The sequence below is a fragment of the uncultured Winogradskyella sp. genome, assembly GCF_937958655.1.
Taxonomy (GTDB): Bacteria; Bacteroidota; Bacteroidia; order Flavobacteriales; family Flavobacteriaceae; genus Winogradskyella.
Genome location: NZ_CALGNH010000052.1, coordinates 1 through 23074, shown reverse-complemented (window position 1 = coordinate 23074; position 23074 = coordinate 1). Strand labels below are relative to the sequence as shown.

The 23074-nt window shown below is 33.5% G+C and carries 21 protein-coding genes; 10 read left to right on the top strand and 11 right to left on the bottom strand.

Features of this window, described 5'->3' with window-relative positions:
* Window positions 1-225: 225 nt before the first annotated feature.
* From Q0800_RS10240 to Q0800_RS10230, 3 genes are all read left to right on the top strand, one after another.
* On the top strand, window positions 226-1311 hold the full coding sequence (locus Q0800_RS10240; protein WP_299129312.1) for an MraY family glycosyltransferase: 1086 nt from the start codon (window positions 226-228) through the stop codon (window positions 1309-1311).
* Window positions 1312-1469: 158 nt separating this feature from the next.
* The gene (locus Q0800_RS10235; RefSeq protein ID WP_299129311.1) at window positions 1470-2156 is read left to right on the top strand and encodes a polysaccharide biosynthesis/export family protein; all 687 of its coding nucleotides are present in this window, start codon (window positions 1470-1472) and stop codon (window positions 2154-2156) included.
* Between the two features lie 2 nt (window positions 2157-2158).
* Window positions 2159-4501: a tyrosine-protein kinase domain-containing protein gene (locus Q0800_RS10230; protein WP_299129310.1), complete on the top strand. Its 2343-nt coding sequence runs from the start codon at window positions 2159-2161 to the stop codon at window positions 4499-4501.
* Here the strand turns inward: Q0800_RS10230 and rpe are convergent.
* The 8 genes from rpe to Q0800_RS10190 form a co-directional block, all read right to left on the bottom strand.
* Complete coding sequence (gene rpe, locus Q0800_RS10225) at window positions 4498-5160, bottom strand: ribulose-phosphate 3-epimerase (RefSeq protein ID WP_299129309.1); 663 nt, start codon at window positions 5158-5160, stop codon at window positions 4498-4500. The genes Q0800_RS10230 and rpe overlap by 4 nt on opposite strands.
* Window positions 5157-5567, bottom strand: coding sequence for a BLUF domain-containing protein (locus Q0800_RS10220; protein WP_299129308.1), 411 nt, complete (start codon window positions 5565-5567; stop codon window positions 5157-5159). Before Q0800_RS10220 ends, rpe begins: the two co-directional genes overlap by 4 nt.
* Before the next feature lie 152 nt (window positions 5568-5719).
* Window positions 5720-6583, bottom strand: coding sequence for a sigma-70 family RNA polymerase sigma factor (locus Q0800_RS10215; protein ID WP_299129307.1), 864 nt, complete (start codon window positions 6581-6583; stop codon window positions 5720-5722).
* A gap of 289 nt (window positions 6584-6872) precedes the next feature.
* Window positions 6873-9128: a polyribonucleotide nucleotidyltransferase gene (locus tag Q0800_RS10210; protein WP_299129306.1), complete on the bottom strand. Its 2256-nt coding sequence runs from the start codon at window positions 9126-9128 to the stop codon at window positions 6873-6875.
* 221 nt (window positions 9129-9349) lie between these two features.
* Complete coding sequence (gene rpsO / locus Q0800_RS10205; RefSeq protein ID WP_299129305.1) at window positions 9350-9619, bottom strand: 30S ribosomal protein S15; 270 nt, start codon at window positions 9617-9619, stop codon at window positions 9350-9352.
* Window positions 9620-9756: 137 nt separating this feature from the next.
* A complete protein-coding gene (gene accD, locus Q0800_RS10200) occupies window positions 9757-10617 on the bottom strand; it encodes an acetyl-CoA carboxylase, carboxyltransferase subunit beta (RefSeq protein ID WP_299129304.1) in 861 nt (286 codons plus the stop codon).
* A 218-nt stretch (window positions 10618-10835) separates the two neighbouring features.
* Window positions 10836-11903 carry a class II fructose-bisphosphate aldolase gene (gene fbaA, locus Q0800_RS10195; protein ID WP_299129303.1) on the bottom strand — a complete coding sequence of 356 codons (1068 nt, stop codon included), beginning with the start codon at window positions 11901-11903 and terminating at the stop codon, window positions 10836-10838.
* A 117-nt stretch (window positions 11904-12020) separates the two neighbouring features.
* On the bottom strand, window positions 12021-14618 hold the full coding sequence (locus Q0800_RS10190) for a BamA/TamA family outer membrane protein (protein ID WP_299129302.1): 2598 nt from the start codon (window positions 14616-14618) through the stop codon (window positions 12021-12023).
* 96 nt (window positions 14619-14714) lie between these two features.
* On the opposite strand from Q0800_RS10190, the gene Q0800_RS10185 reads away from it, so the two are divergent.
* Window positions 14715-15449: an RNA methyltransferase gene (locus tag Q0800_RS10185; protein ID WP_299129301.1), complete on the top strand. Its 735-nt coding sequence runs from the start codon at window positions 14715-14717 to the stop codon at window positions 15447-15449.
* Here Q0800_RS10185 and Q0800_RS10180 read toward each other — a convergent pair.
* Window positions 15436-16152 carry a porin family protein gene (locus Q0800_RS10180; RefSeq protein WP_299129300.1) on the bottom strand — a complete coding sequence of 239 codons (717 nt, stop codon included), beginning with the start codon at window positions 16150-16152 and terminating at the stop codon, window positions 15436-15438. The two genes, Q0800_RS10185 and Q0800_RS10180, sit on opposite strands and share 14 nt — an antisense overlap.
* 2 nt (window positions 16153-16154) lie before the next feature.
* The gene (gene ubiE / locus Q0800_RS10175) at window positions 16155-16886 is read right to left on the bottom strand and encodes a bifunctional demethylmenaquinone methyltransferase/2-methoxy-6-polyprenyl-1,4-benzoquinol methylase UbiE (protein WP_299129299.1); all 732 of its coding nucleotides are present in this window, start codon (window positions 16884-16886) and stop codon (window positions 16155-16157) included.
* Between the two features lie 240 nt (window positions 16887-17126).
* On the opposite strand from ubiE, the gene trkA reads away from it, so the two are divergent.
* From trkA to Q0800_RS10145, 6 genes are all read left to right on the top strand, one after another.
* The gene (gene trkA, locus Q0800_RS10170; RefSeq protein ID WP_299129298.1) at window positions 17127-18476 is read left to right on the top strand and encodes a Trk system potassium transporter TrkA; all 1350 of its coding nucleotides are present in this window, start codon (window positions 17127-17129) and stop codon (window positions 18474-18476) included.
* Window positions 18477-18489: 13 nt separating this feature from the next.
* The gene (locus Q0800_RS10165; protein WP_299129297.1) at window positions 18490-19983 is read left to right on the top strand and encodes a potassium transporter TrkG; all 1494 of its coding nucleotides are present in this window, start codon (window positions 18490-18492) and stop codon (window positions 19981-19983) included.
* A gap of 55 nt (window positions 19984-20038) precedes the next feature.
* Complete coding sequence (locus Q0800_RS10160) at window positions 20039-20605, top strand: hypothetical protein (protein ID WP_299129296.1); 567 nt, start codon at window positions 20039-20041, stop codon at window positions 20603-20605.
* Window position 20606: 1 nt separating this feature from the next.
* The gene (locus Q0800_RS10155) at window positions 20607-22034 is read left to right on the top strand and encodes a DUF5723 family protein (protein ID WP_299129295.1); all 1428 of its coding nucleotides are present in this window, start codon (window positions 20607-20609) and stop codon (window positions 22032-22034) included.
* Between the two features lie 164 nt (window positions 22035-22198).
* Window positions 22199-22447, top strand: a complete 249-nt coding sequence (locus Q0800_RS10150; protein WP_299129294.1) for a hypothetical protein — start codon at window positions 22199-22201, stop codon at window positions 22445-22447.
* A gap of 124 nt (window positions 22448-22571) precedes the next feature.
* Window positions 22572-22835 carry a hypothetical protein gene (locus tag Q0800_RS10145; protein ID WP_299129293.1) on the top strand — a complete coding sequence of 88 codons (264 nt, stop codon included), beginning with the start codon at window positions 22572-22574 and terminating at the stop codon, window positions 22833-22835.
* 63 nt (window positions 22836-22898) lie between these two features.
* Here Q0800_RS10145 and Q0800_RS10140 read toward each other — a convergent pair.
* The coding region (locus tag Q0800_RS10140) for an aminotransferase class I/II-fold pyridoxal phosphate-dependent enzyme (RefSeq protein ID WP_299129313.1) at window positions 22899-23074 on the bottom strand (176 nt) is incomplete at its 5' end.

Here is a 23074-nt window from a genome sequence, read left to right as displayed (position 1 = left end):
TCTAGGCACTAATGAGTTGGTTGGTACAAATCCAAAGGCCATACAACCTTATTTAGAAAAATTGTTTGATGACCAATGGAAAACGTATCATACAATACCGTTTTGGGATGGTAAAACATCTAAAAGAATCGTAGAGGCTCTTTTAAAAATAAAGGCTACGGACGCTTAATTTTATTTTTAATTTGTATATTTCGTAGCCTCTAAGATGTTTCGAATTCCTAACCAATGATTAAAACATTACTCGAAAATTTTTCTCCAGAAAGCAACAGTCTTTTGTGGTTAATAACTGCTTTTGTATTGGCATTCTTTATTGCGTTTCAAACATTTCCTACAATACTTTATGTGGCGAAACAAAAAAATATAATGGATGAGCCAGATAGCAGAAGTGTGCATGCTGATACCACGCCAACGCTAGGTGGTATAGGTGTATTTTTAAGCCTAATTGTTGTAATGACATTAGTTGGGGCTTTTCTTAATACCAAAGTCTTATTATTAATAATGGGTGGTCTTACTATATTGTTTTTCTTAGGACTAAAGGATGATTTAACAGTCTTATCCGCTGGTAAGAAGTTAGGTGGTCAATTTTTAGCAGCAGCTTTATTAATTGTATTTACTGATACTAGGATTATTGGATTTTCTATGATTTTAGATATTGACCTACTACCGTATTGGGTGTCCGTGGGATTTACGCTATTTGTTTACATATTAATCATTAATGCTTTTAATTTAATTGATGGTATTGATGGTTTGGCTGGGACTTTTGCGATGTCTATAAGTGGTATTTTTGTTTACCTGTTTGTTAATGCTAACGACTTAAGTTTGGCTACTATTGCTATAGCACTATGTGGCGCTTTATTGGCGTTTCTACGACTTAATTTTTCAAAGAAAAATAAAATATTTATGGGAGACACAGGTTCTATGATTGTAGGGTTTTTACTAGCGTTTTTTACAATTAGCTTTATTAATATGGCTCAGACAAATCCAGAATCGAGTTATTTTAGAGCCTCACCTGCTCTTGCTTTTGCGCTTTTGTTTTATCCTTTAATTGATACGTTGCGTATCTTTTTTATTAGAATATTTGTCCATAAAACAAATCCCTTTAAACCAGATAAAAATCACATACATCATAGATTTATTAAAGCAGGTTTTAACCATGTAACAACAACCATAATCATTACTGTTATTAATGTGGTAATCGTTATAATTGCATTTAATCTTACAGGGATTATTTTAAACGGGCAGATCGTAAGTTTAATATTTTATGGTTCGGTATTATATACTTTGCCTTTTCTAGTAAAGAAAATCATTTAGTAATCTTACTCATATTGAATAGCTCTTATCTTTTGCTAGTCTTTTAAATGCAGTTATATTTGTTTTATCTTGAAATTTATTAAATGAAAAATTATTTTATCAGTATTTTGCTGTTACTGCTTTGTTATACGTGTTCTTCGAAAAAGCAAATCTTATATATGCAAGATGCCACAAGTGTAGGAGCTAATACTATTAATTATCAGTTTGCTAATATACAACCTAACGATATACTCAAAATTACCGTTGAGAGTTTGGTGCCAGAAGCAGCTATAGCTTACAATAAAGCATCCATGCAAAGTGTTCAGCCACAAAATATTCAGGTTTTACAATTAGACGGGTATTTAGTCTCTTCAGAAAATACCATAACGTTTCCTGTACTGGGTGAATTATCTACGGCTGGTAAAACTTCAAAAGAATTAGAAGACGCTATAAAAAATCAATTAATTTCTGGTGGTCACTTATCTGATGCTACAGTAAATGTTAGGCTCATAAATGCTAAAGTAACCATTCTAGGAGAAGTAAATAAACCTGGCACCTACAGCTTCACAGAACAAAATATAACGATATTACAAGCGCTTGGTTATGCTGGTGATTTAACAATAAATGGAAAACGCAATGATATTTTACTAACGAGAGAAGCTGATGGTATGCGCAAGGTTACGCATATAGATATTACCTCTGCTGCATTTATGAATAGTGAGTTTTATTTTATTAAACCTAATGATGTTATAGTAGTAAACCCCAATAATCCAAGGGTTAAAAATGCCGGTTTTATTGGCAATGTAGGTACGGTACTCACCATAGCATCCTTAGCACTAAGTGTTACAATTTTACTGACAAGATAATTATGAATAATTCTTACAATGATATAAATGCGTTTCTTGGAGATGACGAAAAGGAATTAGATATAAAACAAGAGATTAGACGTTATTTAAGATATTGGCCATGGTTTTTGTTGGCCATAGTAATGACAATTATTAGTGCCTATATCTATTTAAGATACGCACCAAGAATTTATGAAACTACAGCTAAGATTAAAATCTTAGACGAGTCTGATGGTTTAGAGTTACCAACCTCGGCTTTTATTTTTAAACGAACCAATATTAATTTAGAGAATGAAATTCAAATATTAACATCTTATTTAATAGTAGAACGTGTTGTTAAGGAGTTAAATTTAGGAACTAAGTTTTATGAAGAGGGCACCATACAAACGTCCTCAATATCAGACTTGCCTTTTGATTTTGAGCAACTTATAGATTCTGATAGTATAGATTATAGCCGTCGTTATAAGATTGTGATTGAGGATACTAGGTTTGTTATTTCAAATCTAGGTACTGAAAAAACATTTGAATTTCCAGATCATAGCACCTATAAAAAAGACCATAATTTACCTTTTGAGTTATTAATTGGGTCTCAACAAATTTTAAGTGAAGAAGTCGGTAAAACCTACTTAATAAACTTTCAGCCTATAAAGAATGCTGCGCTTGGTTTAAAAGCTATGATAAACGTTGATGCTATAGGTGATCGTAGTGATTTGTTACAATTAAGTATTAAAGGAGAAAGTTTTGAGTTATCAGAACGAATAATAAATACTTTAATAGACGTTTTTAATAAAGATGGTATTAATGATAGACAATTGGTGTCTAAACGTACTCTAGATTTTATAGACGAGCGTTTTATTTATTTAGCACAAGAACTAGATTCCATTGAAGTTAATAGGCAAAATTTTAAACAGAACAATAACTTGGTTAATCTAACAGCCGATGCAGAAATTGGGCTAACTCAGCGCACTAAATCAGAAGAAGAAGTTTTTAAAATAAGTAACCAATTAGTGCTAGCAAAAAGTTTAAGCAGGGTTGTTGCAGAAGATAATAATGGACTAATACCTGCAGATATTGGATTAGATAATAATGGTGTAAATATACTTATCGATGATTATAATAAAAATGTTTTAGACTTAGATAAGTTGAAAAAAGGTGGAGCAGGAGCAAATAATCCGTCTGTTAAATTAGCTGAAGGTAGCCTATTAGATTTAAAGAGTAATATTAAAAGATCTTTAAGTTCTTATGTTAATCAGTTAGAGCTTTCTCAATCACAAATTCAATCTAGAAACAACAGATTTAAGGGCCAAGTATCTCAAATGCCAATGAAAGAAAAATTGTTGTTAGGGATAGAACGACAGCAAAAGATTAAAGAGAGTATTTATTTGCTTCTATTGCAAAAAAGAGAAGAAGCGGCAATTAATTTGGCTATTACAGAACCGTCTATTAAAGTTGTGGAGAATGCACTATCTGGTACGGCGCCAATTTCACCAAGGCGCAATATTGTCTTTGTAGGTGCACTTCTATTAGGTCTATTATTACCATTTGGAATTTTGTATTTAAAATTTATGTTAGATACAAAACTGCATAGTAAAGAAGATATCTTGGCAATGAAGAGTGATATTCCTGTAATTGCTGAGATCCCAGATATTAAGAAAGCAGAGGCCAAACTATTTAGGGACCCTAATGACAAATCTGTATTAGCAGAGTCTTTTAGAATCCTCAGCGCTAACGTAGAGTTTATTTTACCGGTTAAAGACGATAAAAAAGGTAGAATTATTTATTGTACCTCTACAATTAAGGGTGAAGGAAAAACGTTTGTAAGTATTAATTTATCATTAGCGCTCTCTAGTATTAATAAAAAAGTACTACTAATAGGAACAGACTTAAGAAATCCGCAAATCCATAATCATATCCAAGAGGATAAGCAAAAGCCAGGATTATCTAATTATTTATACGATGTAAATTATAGCTGGCAAGACGCAGTCATTAAGGGCTTTGATTTGCATCCTAACCATGATATTATATTATCTGGTAGCATACCTCCAAATCCAGCACATTTATTAACTAATGGACGTTTTAAGACGCTTATTGAAGAAGCTAAAGCTATTTACGATTATATTATTGTAGATACAGCTCCTACCATATTAGTTACAGATACTATGTTAATATCCCAACTTGCTGATGCAACAATTTGTATAGCTAGGTCTAATTTTACTGAAAAAAATCTTTTATCTTATTCTAAAGACTTAAGTGACTCGGGTAAACTTAAAAATATGGCTTACGTTATTAACGGTGTTGGAGCCAGTAAATCTAATGTCCATAGATATAATTATGGTTATAGCTATGGTTATGGAAACAAGTCTTAATTATTAGCTATTGATTTTAGATTTTTAATGGTGTCCGTAGGATTGTTACTTTTAAACACATGGCTGCCAGCAACAAAAGTATCTGCGCCAGCCTCAACAAGGCGTTTAATGTTGTTGTCCGTTACACCACCGTCTATTTCTATACGTGTATTAAGACGTTGATCATTTATCATTGTTCTTAATTTTTTAACACGTTGGTAGGTGACATCTTCAAATTTTTGGCCACCAAATCCAGGATTTATGGACATAAGCAGTACCATATAACATTCTGGTAAAATATCTTCTAAAACACTAATTGGTGTTGTAATATTAAGTACAATGCCAGCTTTACAACCTGCATCCTTAATTTGTCTAAGTGTTCTGTGTAAATGTACTGTAGACTCGTAATGAACAGTAATAATATCTGCACCAACTTTAGCAAACGCTTCAATATAGCGTTCGGGTTTTTCTATCATTAAATGAACGTCGAGTGGCTTAGTGGCATGTTTCTTTATGGCAGAGATAACTGGTATACCATAAGAAATGTTAGGTACAAAATGGCCATCCATAACATCTATATGAAACCAATCTGCCTCACTACGATTTACCATTTCTGTATCGCGTTGAAGGTTGCCAAAATCTGCAGCTAGCATCGATGGTGCAATTAAGCATTTGCTCATTTGTTCTGATTTAAAAAGTTTGTTGTAAGTTGAATTAAGCTATTGGCTGGCAAATATTCAGCTTGTTTAATCCAATTAAAGTACAAATATAACTTATTCATGTCTGCTGTATTTTCAAATACTTTAAAATTTCCGCCGTTATAATCATCAAAAACTCTTCCTTTAATTTTTGTATCCAATAATTTTATAACATTAGTATGTCTCATATCTTTTTGAATTCGTTTGAAGAGCGCATCAATTATATCATGCTCACCCTCTAGTATTTGAAAAAAATGTTTGTTTTTTAGAATTAAAAGCCCAGTAACATTGTTAGAATTGTTATAGGTATTAACAAAACTAATTAAGTCGTCGGTACTCTGATCCGTTAAGTCAGAAGAAAAATCACTTATATAACAAATTGCTTTCATCCATAAAAGGAATTAGACGATGTATCAATTTATAAATAAAAAAGTGAACCTCCGGTAATCAGCCGAAGGTTCTTTCATCAATCAAAAAACGAACAGTTATGTTTTGTAACTGTTGTTACCTTTATTAGGTTGGTCGTTAAATATATAAAAACCTAACCTAAATATGTTTTTAATATTTTACTTCTAGAGGTGTGTTTTAAGCGTCTTATAGCCTTTTCTTTAATTTGTCTTACACGCTCACGAGTTAAATCAAACGTTTCTCCAATTTCTTCTAAAGTCATTGGGTGTTGATTACCTAAACCAAAGTATAAACGAATAACGTCAGCTTCACGAGGTGTTAAAGTTTCTAAGGCACGTTCAATTTCTGTACGTAAAGACTCATGTAATAATTCCCTATCTGGGTTTGGTGACTCTCCACTGCGTAAAACGTCATAGAGGTTGGAGTCTTCACCTTCAACTAATGGTGCGTCCATAGAGACATGACGTCCAGAATTTTTCATGGATTCCTTAACATCATTAATAGTCATGTCTAACTCTTTAGCTATTTCCTCAGCAGATGGTGGACGCTCATGACTTTGTTCTAAGAATGCAAAAGTCTTGTTGATTTTATTTATAGAGCCAATTTTGTTTAGTGGTAAACGTACTATACGAGATTGTTCTGCTAATGCTTGTAAAATAGATTGTCTAATCCACCACACAGCATAGGATATAAATTTAAAACCACGAGTTTCATCAAAACGTTGAGCGGCTTTAATTAGACCTAAATTACCTTCGTTAATTAAATCTGGTAACGTTAAACCTTGGTTTTGGTATTGTTTAGCTACAGATACAACGAAACGCAAGTTTGCTTTAGTTAGTTTTTCTAAGGCAATTTGATCGCCAGCTTTTATTCGCTGGGCTAATTCTACCTCTTCATCTGCTGTAATTAAATCTACCTTGCCTATTTCTTGTAGGTATTTGTCTAAAGATGCAGTTTCCCTGTTGGTTACCTGCTTGGTAATTTTAAGTTGTCTCATTTAATTTTAAGATTTGTGCAATATTTGGTCAACACTAGGTTGCAATAGTTATACGTATTTATGTCGTAAAATGTTACACAACTTTAAAAAAAAATAAATCGTAATGTGCATTATTAGATCTATGTTAATGTTGTCATTGACTGAATTTAATTTTTAATTATATTCTTTTTAAGTTTTAAGAGCATCAATCATTGTGTTAAATCCTTATAATGGCTACCCTAATTTTAAAAACTAAAAAAGCCCATCAAAAACTGATGGGCTTTTTTAATAAATGAAGATTTAAAAAGCATTAATCTTCCGTCTTATCTTCTCTTGGTTTTCTATCGTCTCTGCGATTATCTCTATTGCGGTTGTCGCGTCCACGATTATCTCTACCTCTGTTATCTCTACCACGATTGTTATCTCTTGGTGGTCTTTCTACATAACCTTCTGGTTTTGGTAAAATAGCTTTACGAGACACTTTTTCTTTACGGGTTCGTTTGTCTAAACCGAAGTATTTTACATCAAATACATCTCCCATGTTTACAACATCGGATACATTTTCTGTGCGTTCCCAAGCCAGTTCAGATACGTGAAGTAAAACCTCATTTCCTGGTGCTTCAGTATATTCTACTACGGCACCAAAATCTAGCATCTTAATCACCTTTACTTCGTAAACGCTACCCACTTCTGGTTTAAATAATAATGAATCTATTTTTGCCATTACAGCATCAATACCTGTGCTACCAACTCCAAGAATTTCAACAACTCCTTCTTCAGTAACAGGATCTTCATTAATAACTATAGTGGTTTCAGTTTCTTTTTGTAATTCTTGTATTACTTTTCCACCAGGACCAATTAACGCTCCAATAAATTCGTTAGGAATGCGACGCGTCACCATTGTTGGTGCATGCTCCTTAACTTCTGCATTTGGTTGTGCAATCGTATCTGTTAATTTTTCTAAGATATGCAAACGACCATCGCGTGCTTGTTGTAGTGCATTCACTAAAATCTCGTAGCTTAATCCTTTTACTTTAATATCCATTTGACAAGCCGTAATACCATCTGCAGTACCAGTAACTTTAAAATCCATGTCTCCTAAATGATCTTCATCACCTAAGATATCAGATAATACGGCATACTTATCACCTTCAGAAATTAATCCCATTGCAATACCAGAAACTGGTTTTTTCATTTGCACACCAGCATCCATCATTGCCATTGTACCCGCACATACAGTTGCCATAGAAGAGGAACCGTTAGATTCTAAAACTTCAGATACAACCCTTACTGTGTAAGGACAATCTTCTGGTACCATCCCTTTTAATGCACGTTGTGCTAGGTTACCGTGTCCTACTTCTCTACGCGAAGTTCCACGGATTGGTCTAGCTTCACCTGTACAAAAAGGTGGAAAATTATAATGTAAATAAAAACGCTCTTCACCTTCGTAAGATGGCATATCTATTTGGTTAGAATCTCTAGAAGTACCTAAAGTTACAGTGGCTAAAGCTTGCGTTTCTCCACGAGTAAACACAGAGGAACCGTGTGTAGAAGGTAAATAATCTACTTCGCACCATATAGGTCTAATATCTGTAGTCTTACGACCATCTAAACGTAAACCTTCATCTAAAGTTAAATTACGAATTGCTTCTTTTTGAGCTTTCGCTACGTACTTATGAATGAGTTTTCCTAAATCATCTTGTTCTTCTTCAGAGAACGAATTAAACACTTCTTCTTTAATTTCAGAAAAAGCAGCACCTCTTTCGTGCTTAGAAGAACCAGCCTTAGCTATAGCATAGGTTTTATCGTATACCATCTCATGAATCTTCTTTGCTAAATCTTTATCTTCACGTTCTGGCTCATATTCACGAACTTCTTTTTTGCCAACAGCTTCTGCTAAACGCACTTGAGCAGCACATTGCACCTTAATTGCTTCGTGAGCAAATTTTATGGCATCTGCCATTTCTTCTTCAGAGATTTCAGCCATTTCACCTTCAACCATCATTACAGAATCTGCTGAAGCACCAATCATCATATCGATATCTGATTCTGCCAATTGTGCTCTCGTTGGGTTAATGACGAATTCGCCGTTTACTCGAGCAACTCTCGCTTCTGAGATTGGACACTCAAATGGGAAATCTGATAACTGAATAGCAGCAGAAGCTGCTAAACCTGCCATAGCATCTGGCATAACGTCTTCATCATGAGACATTAATTGAATCATCACCTGAGTTTCAGAATGATAATCTTTTGGGAATAATGGACGTAATACACGGTCCACTAAACGCATTGTTAATACCTCTCCGTCACTTGGTCTCGCTTCTCTTTTAAAGAAACCTCCTGGATAACGACCAGCAGCTGCAAATTTTTCTCTGTAGTCTACGGTTAATGGTAAAAAGTCAACGTCATTTTGGTGGTAGTTAGATACTACTGTACATAATAACATACATTTTCCCGATTGTACGACAACGCTACCATGCGCTTGTTTTGCTAGTTTTCCGGTTTCGATAGAAATTTCTCTACCATCACCTAGGTCAATGACCTCTTTGTAAGTTTTTGGAATCATAAATTTTTTTAATTCGTACTTATCGGTACTGAGAGAATCTTAGTCATCGATAAGTTTTGTTAAACAATGGTCGTTGTGTTGTTGTGTAGTTGTTGACCAATGAAAAACCGCTAATCCTAAATGTGTTTTAGGATGTTATGCTTAATTTCAATTTTCGAATTTAATACGCTTACGATTGCGTTATACAGAAACAAAAAAGAGGCTAAAAAGCCTCTTCTTTTTTATTTTCTTAATCCTAATTCTTTAACGATTGCACGATATCTTAAAATATCTTTTTTAGTTAAGTAGTCTAGTAATGCACGACGCTTACCTACTAATTTTACTAACGAACGCTCTGTATTAAAATCTTTACGATTGTTTTTTAAGTGTCCTGTTAAGTGGTTAATACGTTCTGTAAATAATGCAATTTGTCCTTCCGCAGAACCAGTATCGTTTTTTCCTTTACCGTGTTTTGCGAAGAGTTCTTCTTTCTTTTCTTTAGATAAATACATTCTAATATTATTGTAAATGATTGTTATGTACTATGAAAGATTTTCTTTCAAGCGGCAAATATAGTAAAATTTGAGAATACTACTCTATATCGCTTGTTTCTTTTTGTTATAAACTATAATATATATGAGGTGAGCCATTATGCTCTTAATGGCTGATTCTTTATGAGATCTATATAAAGATTTACCTTTTGCTTTAAGTCTTTTCTGTGTGTTATAAAATCTAAAAATCCGTGTTCTAACAAAAACTCTGAAGTTTGAAACCCTTCTGGTAACTCTTGTCCTGTGGTATCTCTAACAACCCTAGGGCCTGCAAAACCAATTAAAGCTCCTGGTTCAGCGATATTAATATCTCCTAGCATTGCAAAAGAGGCTGTTGTTCCGCCAGTTGTTGGATCTGTACATAACGAAATGTAGGGTATTTTTGCGTCTGCCAGTTGTGCTAATTTAGCCGAAGTTTTTGCAAGTTGCATTAAAGATAAAGCAGCTTCCATCATCCTTGCACCACCAGATTTACTAATAATCATAAAAGGTGTTTTTTTCTTTAGTGCGTAATCGGCTGCTCTTGCAATTTTTTCGCCAACTACGCTACCCATAGAACCTCCAATAAAACTAAAATCCATACAAGCTATTACTAAATCTTTACCCATAGATTTACCTACGGCAGTTTTTACCGCATCTTTAAGATTTGTTTTTGCCTGTGCTGCTTTTAAGCGTTCTGGGTATTTTTTGGTATCTACAAATTTAAGTGGATCTTTAGATGTTAAATTAGTGTCTAATTCTTTAAATTTATTATCGTCAAATAGAATTTCAAAATACTCTTTACTTCCAATTCTTACGTGGTAACCATCTTCTGGGCTTACGTAAAAGTTTTGTTCTAGTTCTTTGGTGTCTATTATTTTTCCTGTTGGTGATTTATACCACAGGCCTTTTGGTGTATCTTTTTTCTCTTCAGTAGAAGTTTGAATTCCTTTATCTTTTCTTTTGAACCAAGCTGTCATATAGGGTTTATGTTTTTTGGATTCGAGTTTAAGGCTTTTGCGAGCCTTAACTAGTTTTTAGTTAGTTTCTGTGCAAATGTATAACATATAAAATTACTACATTAAATATTAACTTCAAAAAAATCTCAACATATAGCTAAATCATTTATGTAAATAAAAACCCACTAAAATAAGTGTCTATTTTAGTGGGTTAAATATTGGTTATCTTAGTTAAGCACTTATAACGTATCTACATTGTTTAAGTCTTCAAATGCTTTTTTAAGTCTTTCAACAAAAGATTCTTCTGCTTTTCTTAACCAAACTCTTGGGTCATAATATTTTTTATTAGGCGAGTCTGGTCCGTCTGGGCTTCCAATTTGTGTTTGTAAGTAGTCTTTTTTGTCTTCTACATAATCTCTTACACCACTTAAAAATGCCCATTGCATATCGGTATCAATATTCATTTTAATGACACCATAACCTATAGCTTCTCTAATTTCTTCAACAGTAGAACCTGATCCTCCATGAAATACAAAATCTATATGGTTGTGCCCTACATTATATTTTTTTGAAATATACTCCTGAGAATTTTTTAGGATTTTTGGTGTTAATTTTACATTACCCGGTTTGTAAACACCGTGTACGTTACCAAAAGCTGCGGCTACAGTAAACTGATCGCTCACCTTCATTAATTCTTCATAGGCATAAGCGACCTCTTCTGGTTGCGTGTATAGTTTAGATTCATCGACATCACTGTTATCTACGCCATCTTCTTCTCCACCAGTAATACCAAGCTCAATTTCTAAAGTCATGCCCATTTTACTCATTCGCTCTAAATACTGCTTGCAGATTTCAATATTTTCTTCAATAGGCTCTTCGGACAGATCAATCATGTGCGAGCTATAAAGTGGTTTTCCAGTTTCTTTAAAATGCTTTTCGCTAGCGTCTAATAAACCATCTATCCATGGTAGTAGTTTTTTAGCACAATGGTCTGTGTGTAAAATTACAGGGACTCCATAGGCTTCTGCCATATGGTGTACGTGTTTAGCACCAGCAATGGCACCAGCAATAGCTCCTTTTTGGTTTTCGTTACCAAAACCTTTACCAGCATTAAACTGAGCGCCTCCATTTGAAAACTGAATAATTACAGGTGCATTTAAGGCTTTAGCTGTTTCTAATACACCATTTATTGTGTTTGATCCTATGACATTAACGGCAGGTAAAGCAAAGCCCTTTTCCTTTGCTAATTTGAAAATTTCTTGTACTTCTTTACCTGTAGCAACTCCAGGTTTAATATTATGACTCATAATAGTTTCGATTGAAAATTTAATTTTCAAAAATACACAAAATTTGAGTACCTACTGGGCATAATTTGAGTGAAAGCACGTATTAAATATCGAAAACGATATAGACGTTTAAATATTTTAGAATGGATAGTTTATACCAATATTATACACGGCGTTCCTAAAATTATAATCTTTAAACCAGCGCTCACCTATATTTAAGGATGGATCATAGGTTTTAAAGCCCACATCAAAACGAAGTACAAAAAACTTGAAGTCGTAACGCATACCAAAACCAGAGCCTATGGCTATATTTTGTAAGGACTTTATGCTATTAAATGTGGCGTCTTCATCTTCTACATTATCGAGTACATTCCATATATTACCAACATCTACAAATAAGGCACCTCTTAAGTCTCCAAAAAGCCCAAAGCGTTGTTCTGCACTTAGGTGTATTTTAAAGTTAGCTTCATTAAACTCGTTAGTGGTTGTAGAACTGCCTGGGCCAAGGTTATAGGCTGTCCAAGCTCTATTGTCGTTAGGGCCACCACCAAAAAAACTTTCTGCAAAGGGAATACTATTAGAATTTCCATAAGGTATGGCAATACCTGCATAACTTCTAAATGCAAAAACGTTGTTTCGTCCTAAATCAAAATATTTTACATAATCAATCTCTGTTTTAAAATATTGGGAAAAGGCCACACCAAAGACTTCATTGCTTCCGTTTTCATTTTTTGAAGCGCCTAGGACATTAGTTAAGGTTGATAAAAAGTTACCTGCCAATTCTATTCGCCATTTAAATATTGAAAAATCATTATCGAAAATAGAGGTACGTTTATCTTTTTTATAATCAAAACTGGTTGAGAAAATAAGGTTATTTTCTGTTAATCGTTGTTTACGTTCTTCAATATTATTTACAACTACAAAGTCGTCATCACCAGAATTTAAAATAGTATTACCTGCCAGTACTTCTTCGATAAATTGGTCAGCAGGTGAAAACCTATTAGACAGACTCTCATCTTCTAGGCTTTCTTCGGTATTTATAAAATTAATACTCCGAGCTATAGTGTTTAGTCTTCCGAAGGAATTAGAATAAACACCAAAATAATTATTTGTATTTAGGTTTTTTACAAACTGAACATTAAAAAGTTCTAAGGTATTGGTAACGCTTTGCGATGGGAGCCAATTGTAACTTAGTAGTCCTGAAAACGTTTGTTTATCTAAGCCTATGTTTTGTTGGCTAGTTACCGATAAATTAATAGCCGTACTTGGCGACATATATTTTGGGATAATTTTATCGGTATTAATAGGTGTAAATAGATGTGGTATCGTTAATCTTATATTACCACCAAATTCATTAATATCAAAAAAAGCTCTATTATCATTGTTATTTTCTCTGGACGCTCCAATTGCGGCTACGCCACTAATCTCTAAAGTTTCTGCACCTCTAAATACGTTTCTTATTCTTAATCCTGGTGTTACAGAAAACCCAATGGTTTGTATATTACTTTGGCTTACATCAAAATCTAATCCTAGTTGGTATTTTTTTTTGGGTTCTAAATATATGTTTGCTATTAATGAGGTATCGATGCTGCTTTCTACATATTCTATACTCGGATATCTAAACATTTGTAGGTCATTTAGATATCTAGACGTTCTACTACGCGAAATATCACTGTAGATATCTCCCTTGTGTATAAAAATAGCATCTGTAAGTGCTTTTGGTTTAAATCTTAATTTAGTTTTACTATAAAGGTTAACACCTTTGTAGATTGTAGTATCTGAAATAGATCTAAAACGATTTGAAAAGTTATCATCCGTAAATACGTTTACTTCCTTTATTTTATAAGTTTTAAAAGGTACTGTTGTTGTAGAATCATCAGTTCTAATAGAACGATTAGGAATAATCAGTTCTGTGTTTATTTTATGATAAGTACCTATGGTATCTGTAACAAAACTAATATAGTCTTGGCCAAAATAGTAGAACCCAGAGTTCCTTAAATAATTGTTGATGCGTTTACGCTCTTCTTGGTAATACTGCTCGTTATATTGTTTACCTTTTTGTAATAACGTACTTTTAATAAAATCAGCGTAGAGTGCTTTAATCTTAGGACTGCTTATTATTGGCTTAATGGAATCTAAAACATAAGGTTTATTTTTCTTTATTGTATAGGTGATTTCCGCTCTTTTTGTACTATCCTTTAATACGGTATAATTAACTTCATTGTCAAACCACCCTCTACTAAAGAAATATTTTCTAAGATTTGTAAGGGTTTTAACTGTTTTGTCCTCGCTAAAAATAACGGGAGCTTCTCCTGTGCGTTTTAGCCAACTATTAAAGTTTTTTCGAGATTGTATATCTTTATCAAACTGTTTTTTTGAAAGCAAACTGGTTTTCCATTCTACTTTAGAGGAGTCACTCAACACTTTAGCTTGTAAAATAGAATCTATATTAGGTCTTGCCAGGTTATATAGATTAAGACGGAGGGGTAAACGCACACCAAAGAAGGGTTTCATGCCCTGATTTACTTTTTGAACAATAATATTATTTACACGTTCTTCTGTATTAATCTTACCATCTACAATAATGGTGTTTTTAGTTATGAGATGTTGGTTTGATTTAACACGCTTAACAACATTACAGGAGCTAATGATAAATGCCAAAGTGATAAGGAACACTATTTTACAATTGTGCTTAAGATTTTCTAAGAATAATAAAATCCAGAATGGCAGTTTCAAAAGTTATGTTGTTTATTTGATATTTATTGCTTTGAACAAAAATTAGTCCAAAATGGTTTACTTTGCATTAGCACCAACAAAAGTAAAGACATTTTAATGTTATCAAACAATCAAATAAAGTTAATTAAAAGTTTATCTCAAAAAAAGTATAGACAAGAGCTGGGATTATTTACTGTAGAAGGTATTAAAGGCGTGAATGAATTTTTAAATTCAAATTATAAATTACATAAATTATATACCACAGGACTTAGCTTTGGTGTTGCAGCGGCATTAGAATTTGAGGTAACGGATAAGGAATTAAAAAAAATTTCAACATTAAAAAATCCTAATACGGTTTTAGCAATTTTTGAAATGCCTAAGCAGACAAATTTTAGTGCAGATGGGCTTGTTGTTGCTTTAGATGATGTTAGAGATCCTGGTAATTTGGGCACAATTATTAGACTTTGCGATTGGTATGGAGTCACTGATTTGGTATGTAGTAAAGCGACTGTAGATTGTTATAATTCTAAGGTTGTACAGGCCACAATGGGATCTTTAACACGAGTTAACATAATTTACTTAGACCTATACAGTTTTGTTGATGACTTTAAAGGAACGGTGTACGGAACTTTTATGGAAGGTGATAGTATCTATACTGCAAAATTACCAAAAAATGGTCTTCTAATATTAGGGAATGAGGCTAATGGGATTAGTTCTGGTTTAGAAAAAAAAATCACAAATCGGTTAACGATTCCTCAGTTTGGTAACGCGTCTAAAACCGAAAGTTTAAACGTGGCCAACGCTACTGCTATAGTGCTTAGTGAATTTAGGCGTCGTATTATTGAAATGTGAAGTTGATAAACACACCTCTGGTTTGCATATTAGCAATGTTACCTGTCCATGGGCTATTAGGGTCTGTGTCTCTTATTATTTCATTATTTAGAGAAAATATAGCGCGTATAGACGGTGTAAACTTAAAGTATAGCAAATAAAGGTCTATACCAAATCCAAGTTCATAGAAAACACTGCCGCGAGTCATTCTAAATTCTCCAGAGCTATTGTCGTCTGGGTTTTCTTCATTGCTCGATAGATTTAAGGCTGTTGAGAAGCCACCAACAATAAAGGGCTTAAAATTGTTAATTCGTTTCGTTGAAATTTTTAGTAGCAAAGGAATATGAATGTATGTAGATTTAACTTCTCTTAATAAGTCTGCGTCATTAAACTCCATACCACTGAAGTAGCTTTCATCATATTGTAAATTTCTGGTGGTAAAAAATACACCAGGTTCTAGTCTTAGATTCATGTAATTATTGAGGCGCATATCGCCAATGAGTCCTAAGTGAAATCCCGTTGTTTTATCTACTAATATGTCTTTTAGGTCTTCATTATAATTAAATTTAAAATCATATTGGTTAAATCCTAAGAAATAACCCCAAGACAAGAATTTTTCATCTAAATTATCTATGTTATTTGCAACTTTTTCTCTCGAAAACAGTTGTGCTGTTGCAGTTTGGGTTGCTAAAACAAAGGCTAAAATTAGTATAACTTGTTTCATATTTATGCTTTTGTTGCTGTGTAAATAGTAGCTACTCCCATGGTTTGTGGTTTGTCTACGACATTAATAAACCCAATTTTTCTTAAAATATTGTTTAAAGTTTCGCCATGAGGGAAAACAGAAGCTGATTCACTCAAATATTTATAAGCGACCCTATCATTTGAGAATAGTTTACCAATTGTAGGTAAGATAAATTTAGAATATACAGTATAGCCAAATTTATATAAGGGGTTTGTAGGTACAGAGGTTTCTAATATTACAAAAATACCGTTTGGTTTCAGCACACGTAAAATTTCGGACAGTCCTTTTTCAAGCGTTTCAAAATTTCTAATTCCAAAGGCTACAGTAATAGCGTCAAAGCTACTGTCTTTAAAAGGCAGATCTTCAGAATCTCCTATAACCATAGAAATAATACCGTCTAATTGTTTAGATTTTATTTTTTTTCTACCTACCTCAAGCATACCATCACTAATATCTAAACCTATAATTTCTTTAGCATTGGTTGTTGTTAAGTTAATGGCTAAATCACCTGTACCAGTGGCAATATCTAAGATAGTTTCAGGTTTATTTTCGGCAACTATTTGTACTACCTTTTGCCTCCATTTAACATCAATTCCAAAAGAAATGACTCTATTTAAACCATCATATTCTTTAGAAATTGTATCAAACATCTCAGTAACCTGCTCTTTTTTTGAAGCATTACTGTGTTTATATGGTTTTACTTTTTTGGCCATTGCAAATTTTTGGCAAATATATGGATAAGTTATAAGTACTTAAAGTTGAAAAGTTTTAAACTTACCTTAAATAGACATACTTTTTATTACAAGTATCAGTGTATAAATGTAGTCAACCCATTATAATTAAACGAGCTAAAAGTGCCTCGCATAAATTAATGTTTCAATTTTAAAGCCATAAGGACTGCATTAACTTGCTACTTCTCATTATATTTGCGTGTTTAGTCCTAATATTTTAAAATGAAAATAATTATTGCAGGTGCAGGAGAAGTCGGTTTTCATTTGGCAAAATTACTGTCCTACGAGTCGCAAGAGATAACGCTCTTAGATACTAAAAAAGATAATCTAACCTACGCTGGCGAACACCTAGATATTAGAACCATAAAGGGTAATGCTACTTCAATTTCAGTATTAAGAGATGCCCATGTTGAGTCTGCAGCACTTTTTATTGCGGTAACATCTTCTGAAACTACCAATATTACAGCAAGTGTTTTAGCAAAGCAATTGGGTGCCCAACGTACCATTGCGCGTATATCTAATACTGAGTTTATTGAAGAAAAAGATACTATTGGTTTTTCTAAATTTGGCATAGATGAGCTTATTTCACCAGAGTCATTGGCAGCTTCAGAGATTGAATTATTGTTAAATCAATACGGTTTTAATGATACTTATGAGTTTGAAGATGGCGCACTCACCATGCTAAGCTTACGATTATCTAGAACCGCAACTTTTGTGGGAAAAACAGTTAAAGAAGCTGCCGAGTTATACTCAGAGTTACACTTTATTCCTATAGCTATACAGCGTTATGGAACGCAGTATACAATTATACCTAGAGGGGATACACAGTTTAAAGAAGGAGATAATGTTGTTTTTATGACCTCTAAAGGTGGTGATGAAGAATTATTTGATCTCTCTGGTAAGGTAAAAGTTGATATTAAGGATGTTATGATCCTTGGCGGTAGTAAAATTGGATATAAAACCGCTAAAGATTTATGTAAGAGTAAGTTTAAAGTAAAGTTAGTTGAGGGTAAGAAATCTGTTGCCGAAGATTTAGCTGATAATCTTCCAAATGCTTTAGTTATATGTGGTGACGGAAGAAATGTTGAAATTTTAGAAGAAGAAAGCATTAGGGAAATGGACGCTTTTATTGCTGTTACAGGAAATTCTGAAACTAACATTATGTCTTGTCTTTTAGCAAAATCTAAAGGAGTAAAAAAGACCATTGCCCTTGTTGAAAATATGGATTACTACCAGCTCTCACAGTCTATTGGTATTGATACCCTAATTAATAAAAAATTATTAGCGGCAAATAATATCTTTAGATACATAAGAAAAGGCGAGGTTGTAGCTATGACCAAACTTACTAACATGAATGCGGAGTTATTAGAATTTGTAGTTAAACCAAATTCTAAGATTACCAATAAAATTATTAGAGATCTTAATTTTCCGAGGTCCGCTATATTTGGTGGTGTAATAAGAGATGGTAAAGGTATGATACCACTAGGAAATTTTAGAGTCGAGGCTGGAGACAGAGTAGTAGTTTGTTGTTTGCCACGTTCCATATCTACCGTTGAAGCATTTTTCTCTTAAGCGATATAAAGCAATGAAGCTTAATTATAAAATCATTTTTCATTTTTTTGGGCTACTATTATTATTTAATGGTGGTTTTATGCTTATTGCCACCATAATTAGTTTAATCTACCAAGACGGCGTTACAATTAAATTACTTTTAGCCGCTTTGGTAACGTTGCTGTTAGGTGGTATCGCAATGATGGTTACCAAGACGCATAATAAAGAAATGAATAAGCGCGAAGGCTACATTGTAGTTGCCTTCGGTTGGATTGTGATGTCGTTAACAGGGACATTGCCCTACTTAACAACGGAAGCTATACCGTCCTTTACTGAAGCATTTTTTGAGACCATGTCTGGTTATACAACCACAGGAGCCAGTATTTTAGATAATATTGAGATACTACCAGAAGGAGTTTTATTTTGGCGTAGCACCACCCATTGGATTGGTGGTATGGGAATTATTGTTTTGGCTATAGCGATACTGCCTTTGTTGGGCGTTGGTGGCATGCAATTGTTTGCTGCTGAGGCGCCTGGTCCAGGCGGTGATAAACTACATCCAAGAATAACAGATACAGCAAAACGTCTTTGGTTAATTTATTTTGGATATACTGTTGCAGAAACTATTTTACTTCAGCTCGCAGGCATGTCTTTTTTTGATGCTATTAACCATGCATTAAGTACTTTATCTACTGGTGGGTTTTCAACCAAAAATGCCAGCGTAGCTTACTGGAATGATAATCCAACAATACAATACATTATCATTGTCTTTATGTTTTTGGCAGGTACTAATTTTGTTTTAAGTTACTATTTATTTAAAGGTAACGTTGTTAAAATAGTTAAAGACGATGAGTTTAAACTTTATTTTAAGTTTATATGCATCTTTACAGTTATAGCAGCATTGTTAATCTATTTTAGAGCAGATGTGTCGCAATCGTCTGTGGCGCATCCAATGGTTTTAGGTGAAGGTGAGAGTGCTATACGCCATGCCTTATTCCAAGTGCTTGCAATCATAACAACAACAGGTTTTGTAAGTGCAGATTACACCTTGTGGACTCCATTTTTAACCGTCTTCTTTTTTGGTTTAATGTTTTTAGGAGGTTCGGCAGGGAGTACCTCGGGTGGTGTAAAGGTGGTACGACATTTAATTTTAATTAAAAATGGATTTTTAGAATTTAAAAGAGCGCTACATCCAAACGCTATCCTACCAGTACGTTATAACAAAAAGTCAATATCAGGAGATATTGTTTTTAATATTTTAGGATTTTTTATCCTTTACATGCTATCTTTTATAATTGGAGCCTTGGTGTTTTCAATGTTTCAAATAGACTTTACCTCTGCTATAGGGCTTTCGGCTTCAAGTTTAGGAAATGTAGGACCAGCTCTCGGTGATTTTGGACCCGTAAATAATTATGCAGCTTTACCTCCTTTAGGTAAGTGGTGGGCTTCTTTTTTAATGCTTTTGGGCCGTTTAGAATTATTTACCATCCTTATTTTATTAACTCCATTCTTTTGGAGGAACCGCTAGTGTATAATATTCATTTCATACAAAACGTTACTTTAGTAATCTAAACAAAGTAATCGTGTTATTTAAAAAAGCAATTGTTTTAATTCTATTTGGAGCGTTGGCGACTTCATTGTCTTGTATAAGTGATGTAGATTTTAATCAGGCAGATGAGCTTTTATTAGCTCCTGTAATAGAATCTAGTATTATACATACAGAGCAAGCAGCTTCTCACTTTTTAGAAAACGGAAATGAGCTTGTTGTAGTAAGAGATTCTATAGGTAATATTGAAATTTTTGAAGATGAATTTGTTATAAATAATTTAATTAGAGCTGAATTATTTTTTGAAGTCACAAACTCAATAAATAGAAGCTTTAGCCTACAACTAAATTTTTTAGATGAAAATGAAGAAGTGCAGCATACGCTAACTTTTGACGCTGATGCTTCACCTAATGGCAATGATATTATCACTAATTATGAGGAAAATTTTGAAGATGATAGTTTAAATGCACTCAAGACTACTAGAATTATAGCTGTAGAAATTAGATTAAATCCCAGTGATGATGGCTCAATGCTAGACGAAAATTCAATGGGTAGGGTATTGCTCCAATCTAAGGGCGTTTTTTATTTAGAAATAGGGACGTAAGATGAATAGGGCTAAGTCATTTTGTGTTGTTTTTTATTTCGTTTTATCCAGTGCCTTCTCACAAAATAAACAACTATTATTTGGTTTTACTGACATACCGCAATCCATACTATTAAACCCTAGTACCACACTTGCAAATAATGGGTTTATTGGTATTCCTTTATTGTCCAAGAATCACTTTAGTTTTGGCGCTTCTGGAGTAAGTGCTTATGATATTTTTATAAATGATGGTGTAGATTTTAATACTAAACTAAGAAATGCGGTTTTTAATCTTGACCGAAACGATTTTTTTACATTGAACCAGCAAACCGATATTTTTTCAGGCGGATTTGCTTTTGGTAGCGGTATTGAAAAAGACAGCTATTTATCTTTCGGAATGTATGTTGAAACTGACGCTATTGCATACTACCCAGAAGATTATGCAATCTTAGCTTTAGAAGGAAATGCAAACAAAACAGGTAGAGTTTTTGATTTAAGCGACCTAAACGCTAGCGGAGAGATGATTTCAGTTTTTCACTTTGGAATAGGGAAAAAAATAAATGAACAACTAAATATTGGATCTCGAATAAAACTTTACTCCAGTGTATTTAATTTTAATTCAACCGACAACTCAGGATCATTCATAACCCGAGAGGGTGAAAATAATTTACTAGAACATAGCTTTAATTTAGATCTAAGCTTGCAAACGTCAGGCTTTAGTGATCTAAATAATAACGCAAACTCTAATAGCTCAGAAGCTATTAAAGCGTTGAGAAAAAGATTGCTTTTTGGTGGTAATATGGGCTTAGGTCTCGATTTCGGATTTACATACAACCCATCTGCGCAATTAACCGTTGAAGGAAGCGTGTTAGACATTGGGTTTATAAGACACTCAAAAGGTTTACAAAATTACGCATTGCGTGGATCTTATACTTATGAGGGTTTTAATCCGCTATTCTCAGAAGTTGATGGTGGGCAAACACCAGAAGCCTATTGGAACGAGATAGCGGATGAGTTTGAAGAATTATTCAATATTGATGCAACAGCATCAAAATATACAACATGGAGGCCAATAAAATTGAATTTGGCAGCTAGGTATAAGTTTGGGAAAAGGCAAAGTGAAAAATGTAATTGTTTGGCTGATGATGAAGGGTACGTTAATGCGGTTGGTGGGCAACTTTTTGCGATAAATCGTCCAAGAGCTCCACAATTAGCGTTAACCGCATTTTATTACAGACGACTTTTTAAAGGATTAAGAGCAAAAGTGACTTATACTATAGATTCTTTTTCTTACACAAATGTCGGTTTAGGCGTATCAGCATATTTAGGGCCAGCCAACTTTTATTTATTAGCTGATAATATAATTGAATATCAAAACATTGCAAAAGCGAGGAGTATTTCAATCCAATTTGGTCTTAATTTGGTTCTTGGGAGAGCTCAAAAACAATAAATTTTAAACTTTTTTTCATTTATTTTTAAATTTAGTCAGCCTATATTTTTACTGCTATTTTATGAGATTAATCGCTTCAATCTTAAGCTATAGTTGAGGTTTGCTGTGTAACATTTTTAGTTATACCTCGTCATATAAGCGTAACCAACTAAAAAATACCAATCATGACATCAGTAGTAATTAAAAAAGTAAAAACAGTACCAGAACCCATTGAGGTATCTCATTACACAACCAATGGATTGTTAAATTCTAATTACAAATCAATTGTGAAGCACAATTTTAGTAAGTCGACTGCAAAGTCCGTATTTGGGATAAGGCAACGTATTAAATCTTCACAATTATGCATGGTAAATAACACAGGTATCGTCTTAAAACTATCTGTGTTTGCCATGGCTTTAGTCGCTATTTTTTAGTCGCTATTCACTATTGTTTTTTTTGATCTTTAACTGACACATGTAATGGTGTCTTTTACAACTAAAGCGCTCATGTTTTTATGTGAGCCTAGATAATTAATGCACTAATTTAAAACTATGACTTATGGGTTTCGGAGGATCAGCTCAAGCAATGATAACAACGCTTAAGAACAATGAAAAGATGCGTTCTAATCGAAAAAAATTTAAAAAAACCTTAGGTGGCTATGGTAAAACCGGGAAGGTGGAGTATGATTTTCCTAAGGCAACACCAAAGCAGCTAAGAGAACTAAGGCAACGGCTTAAAAAGGAAAATAAAATGATGTGGCTAAAAGTTACAGTGGTATCCATGCTTGTAATTAGTTTTTTAATTTGGATGTTACTGTTATAATAACAAAAAGCTCTAGCGTAATATAAGTTGCGCTAGAGCTTTTCTTAAAAAAGGTAACAGATATTAACTGAGTACCTCTTTTATTCTTTTAATAGCTTCTATAATATTGTCTTGAGAAGCAGCGTAAGAAATACGTATGCAGTTAGGATTACCAAAGGCTTCACCAGTTACAGTAGCTACATGTGCCTCTTCTAATAGAAATAAAGCCATATCTGAGGCGTTGGAGATCGTTTTTCCTT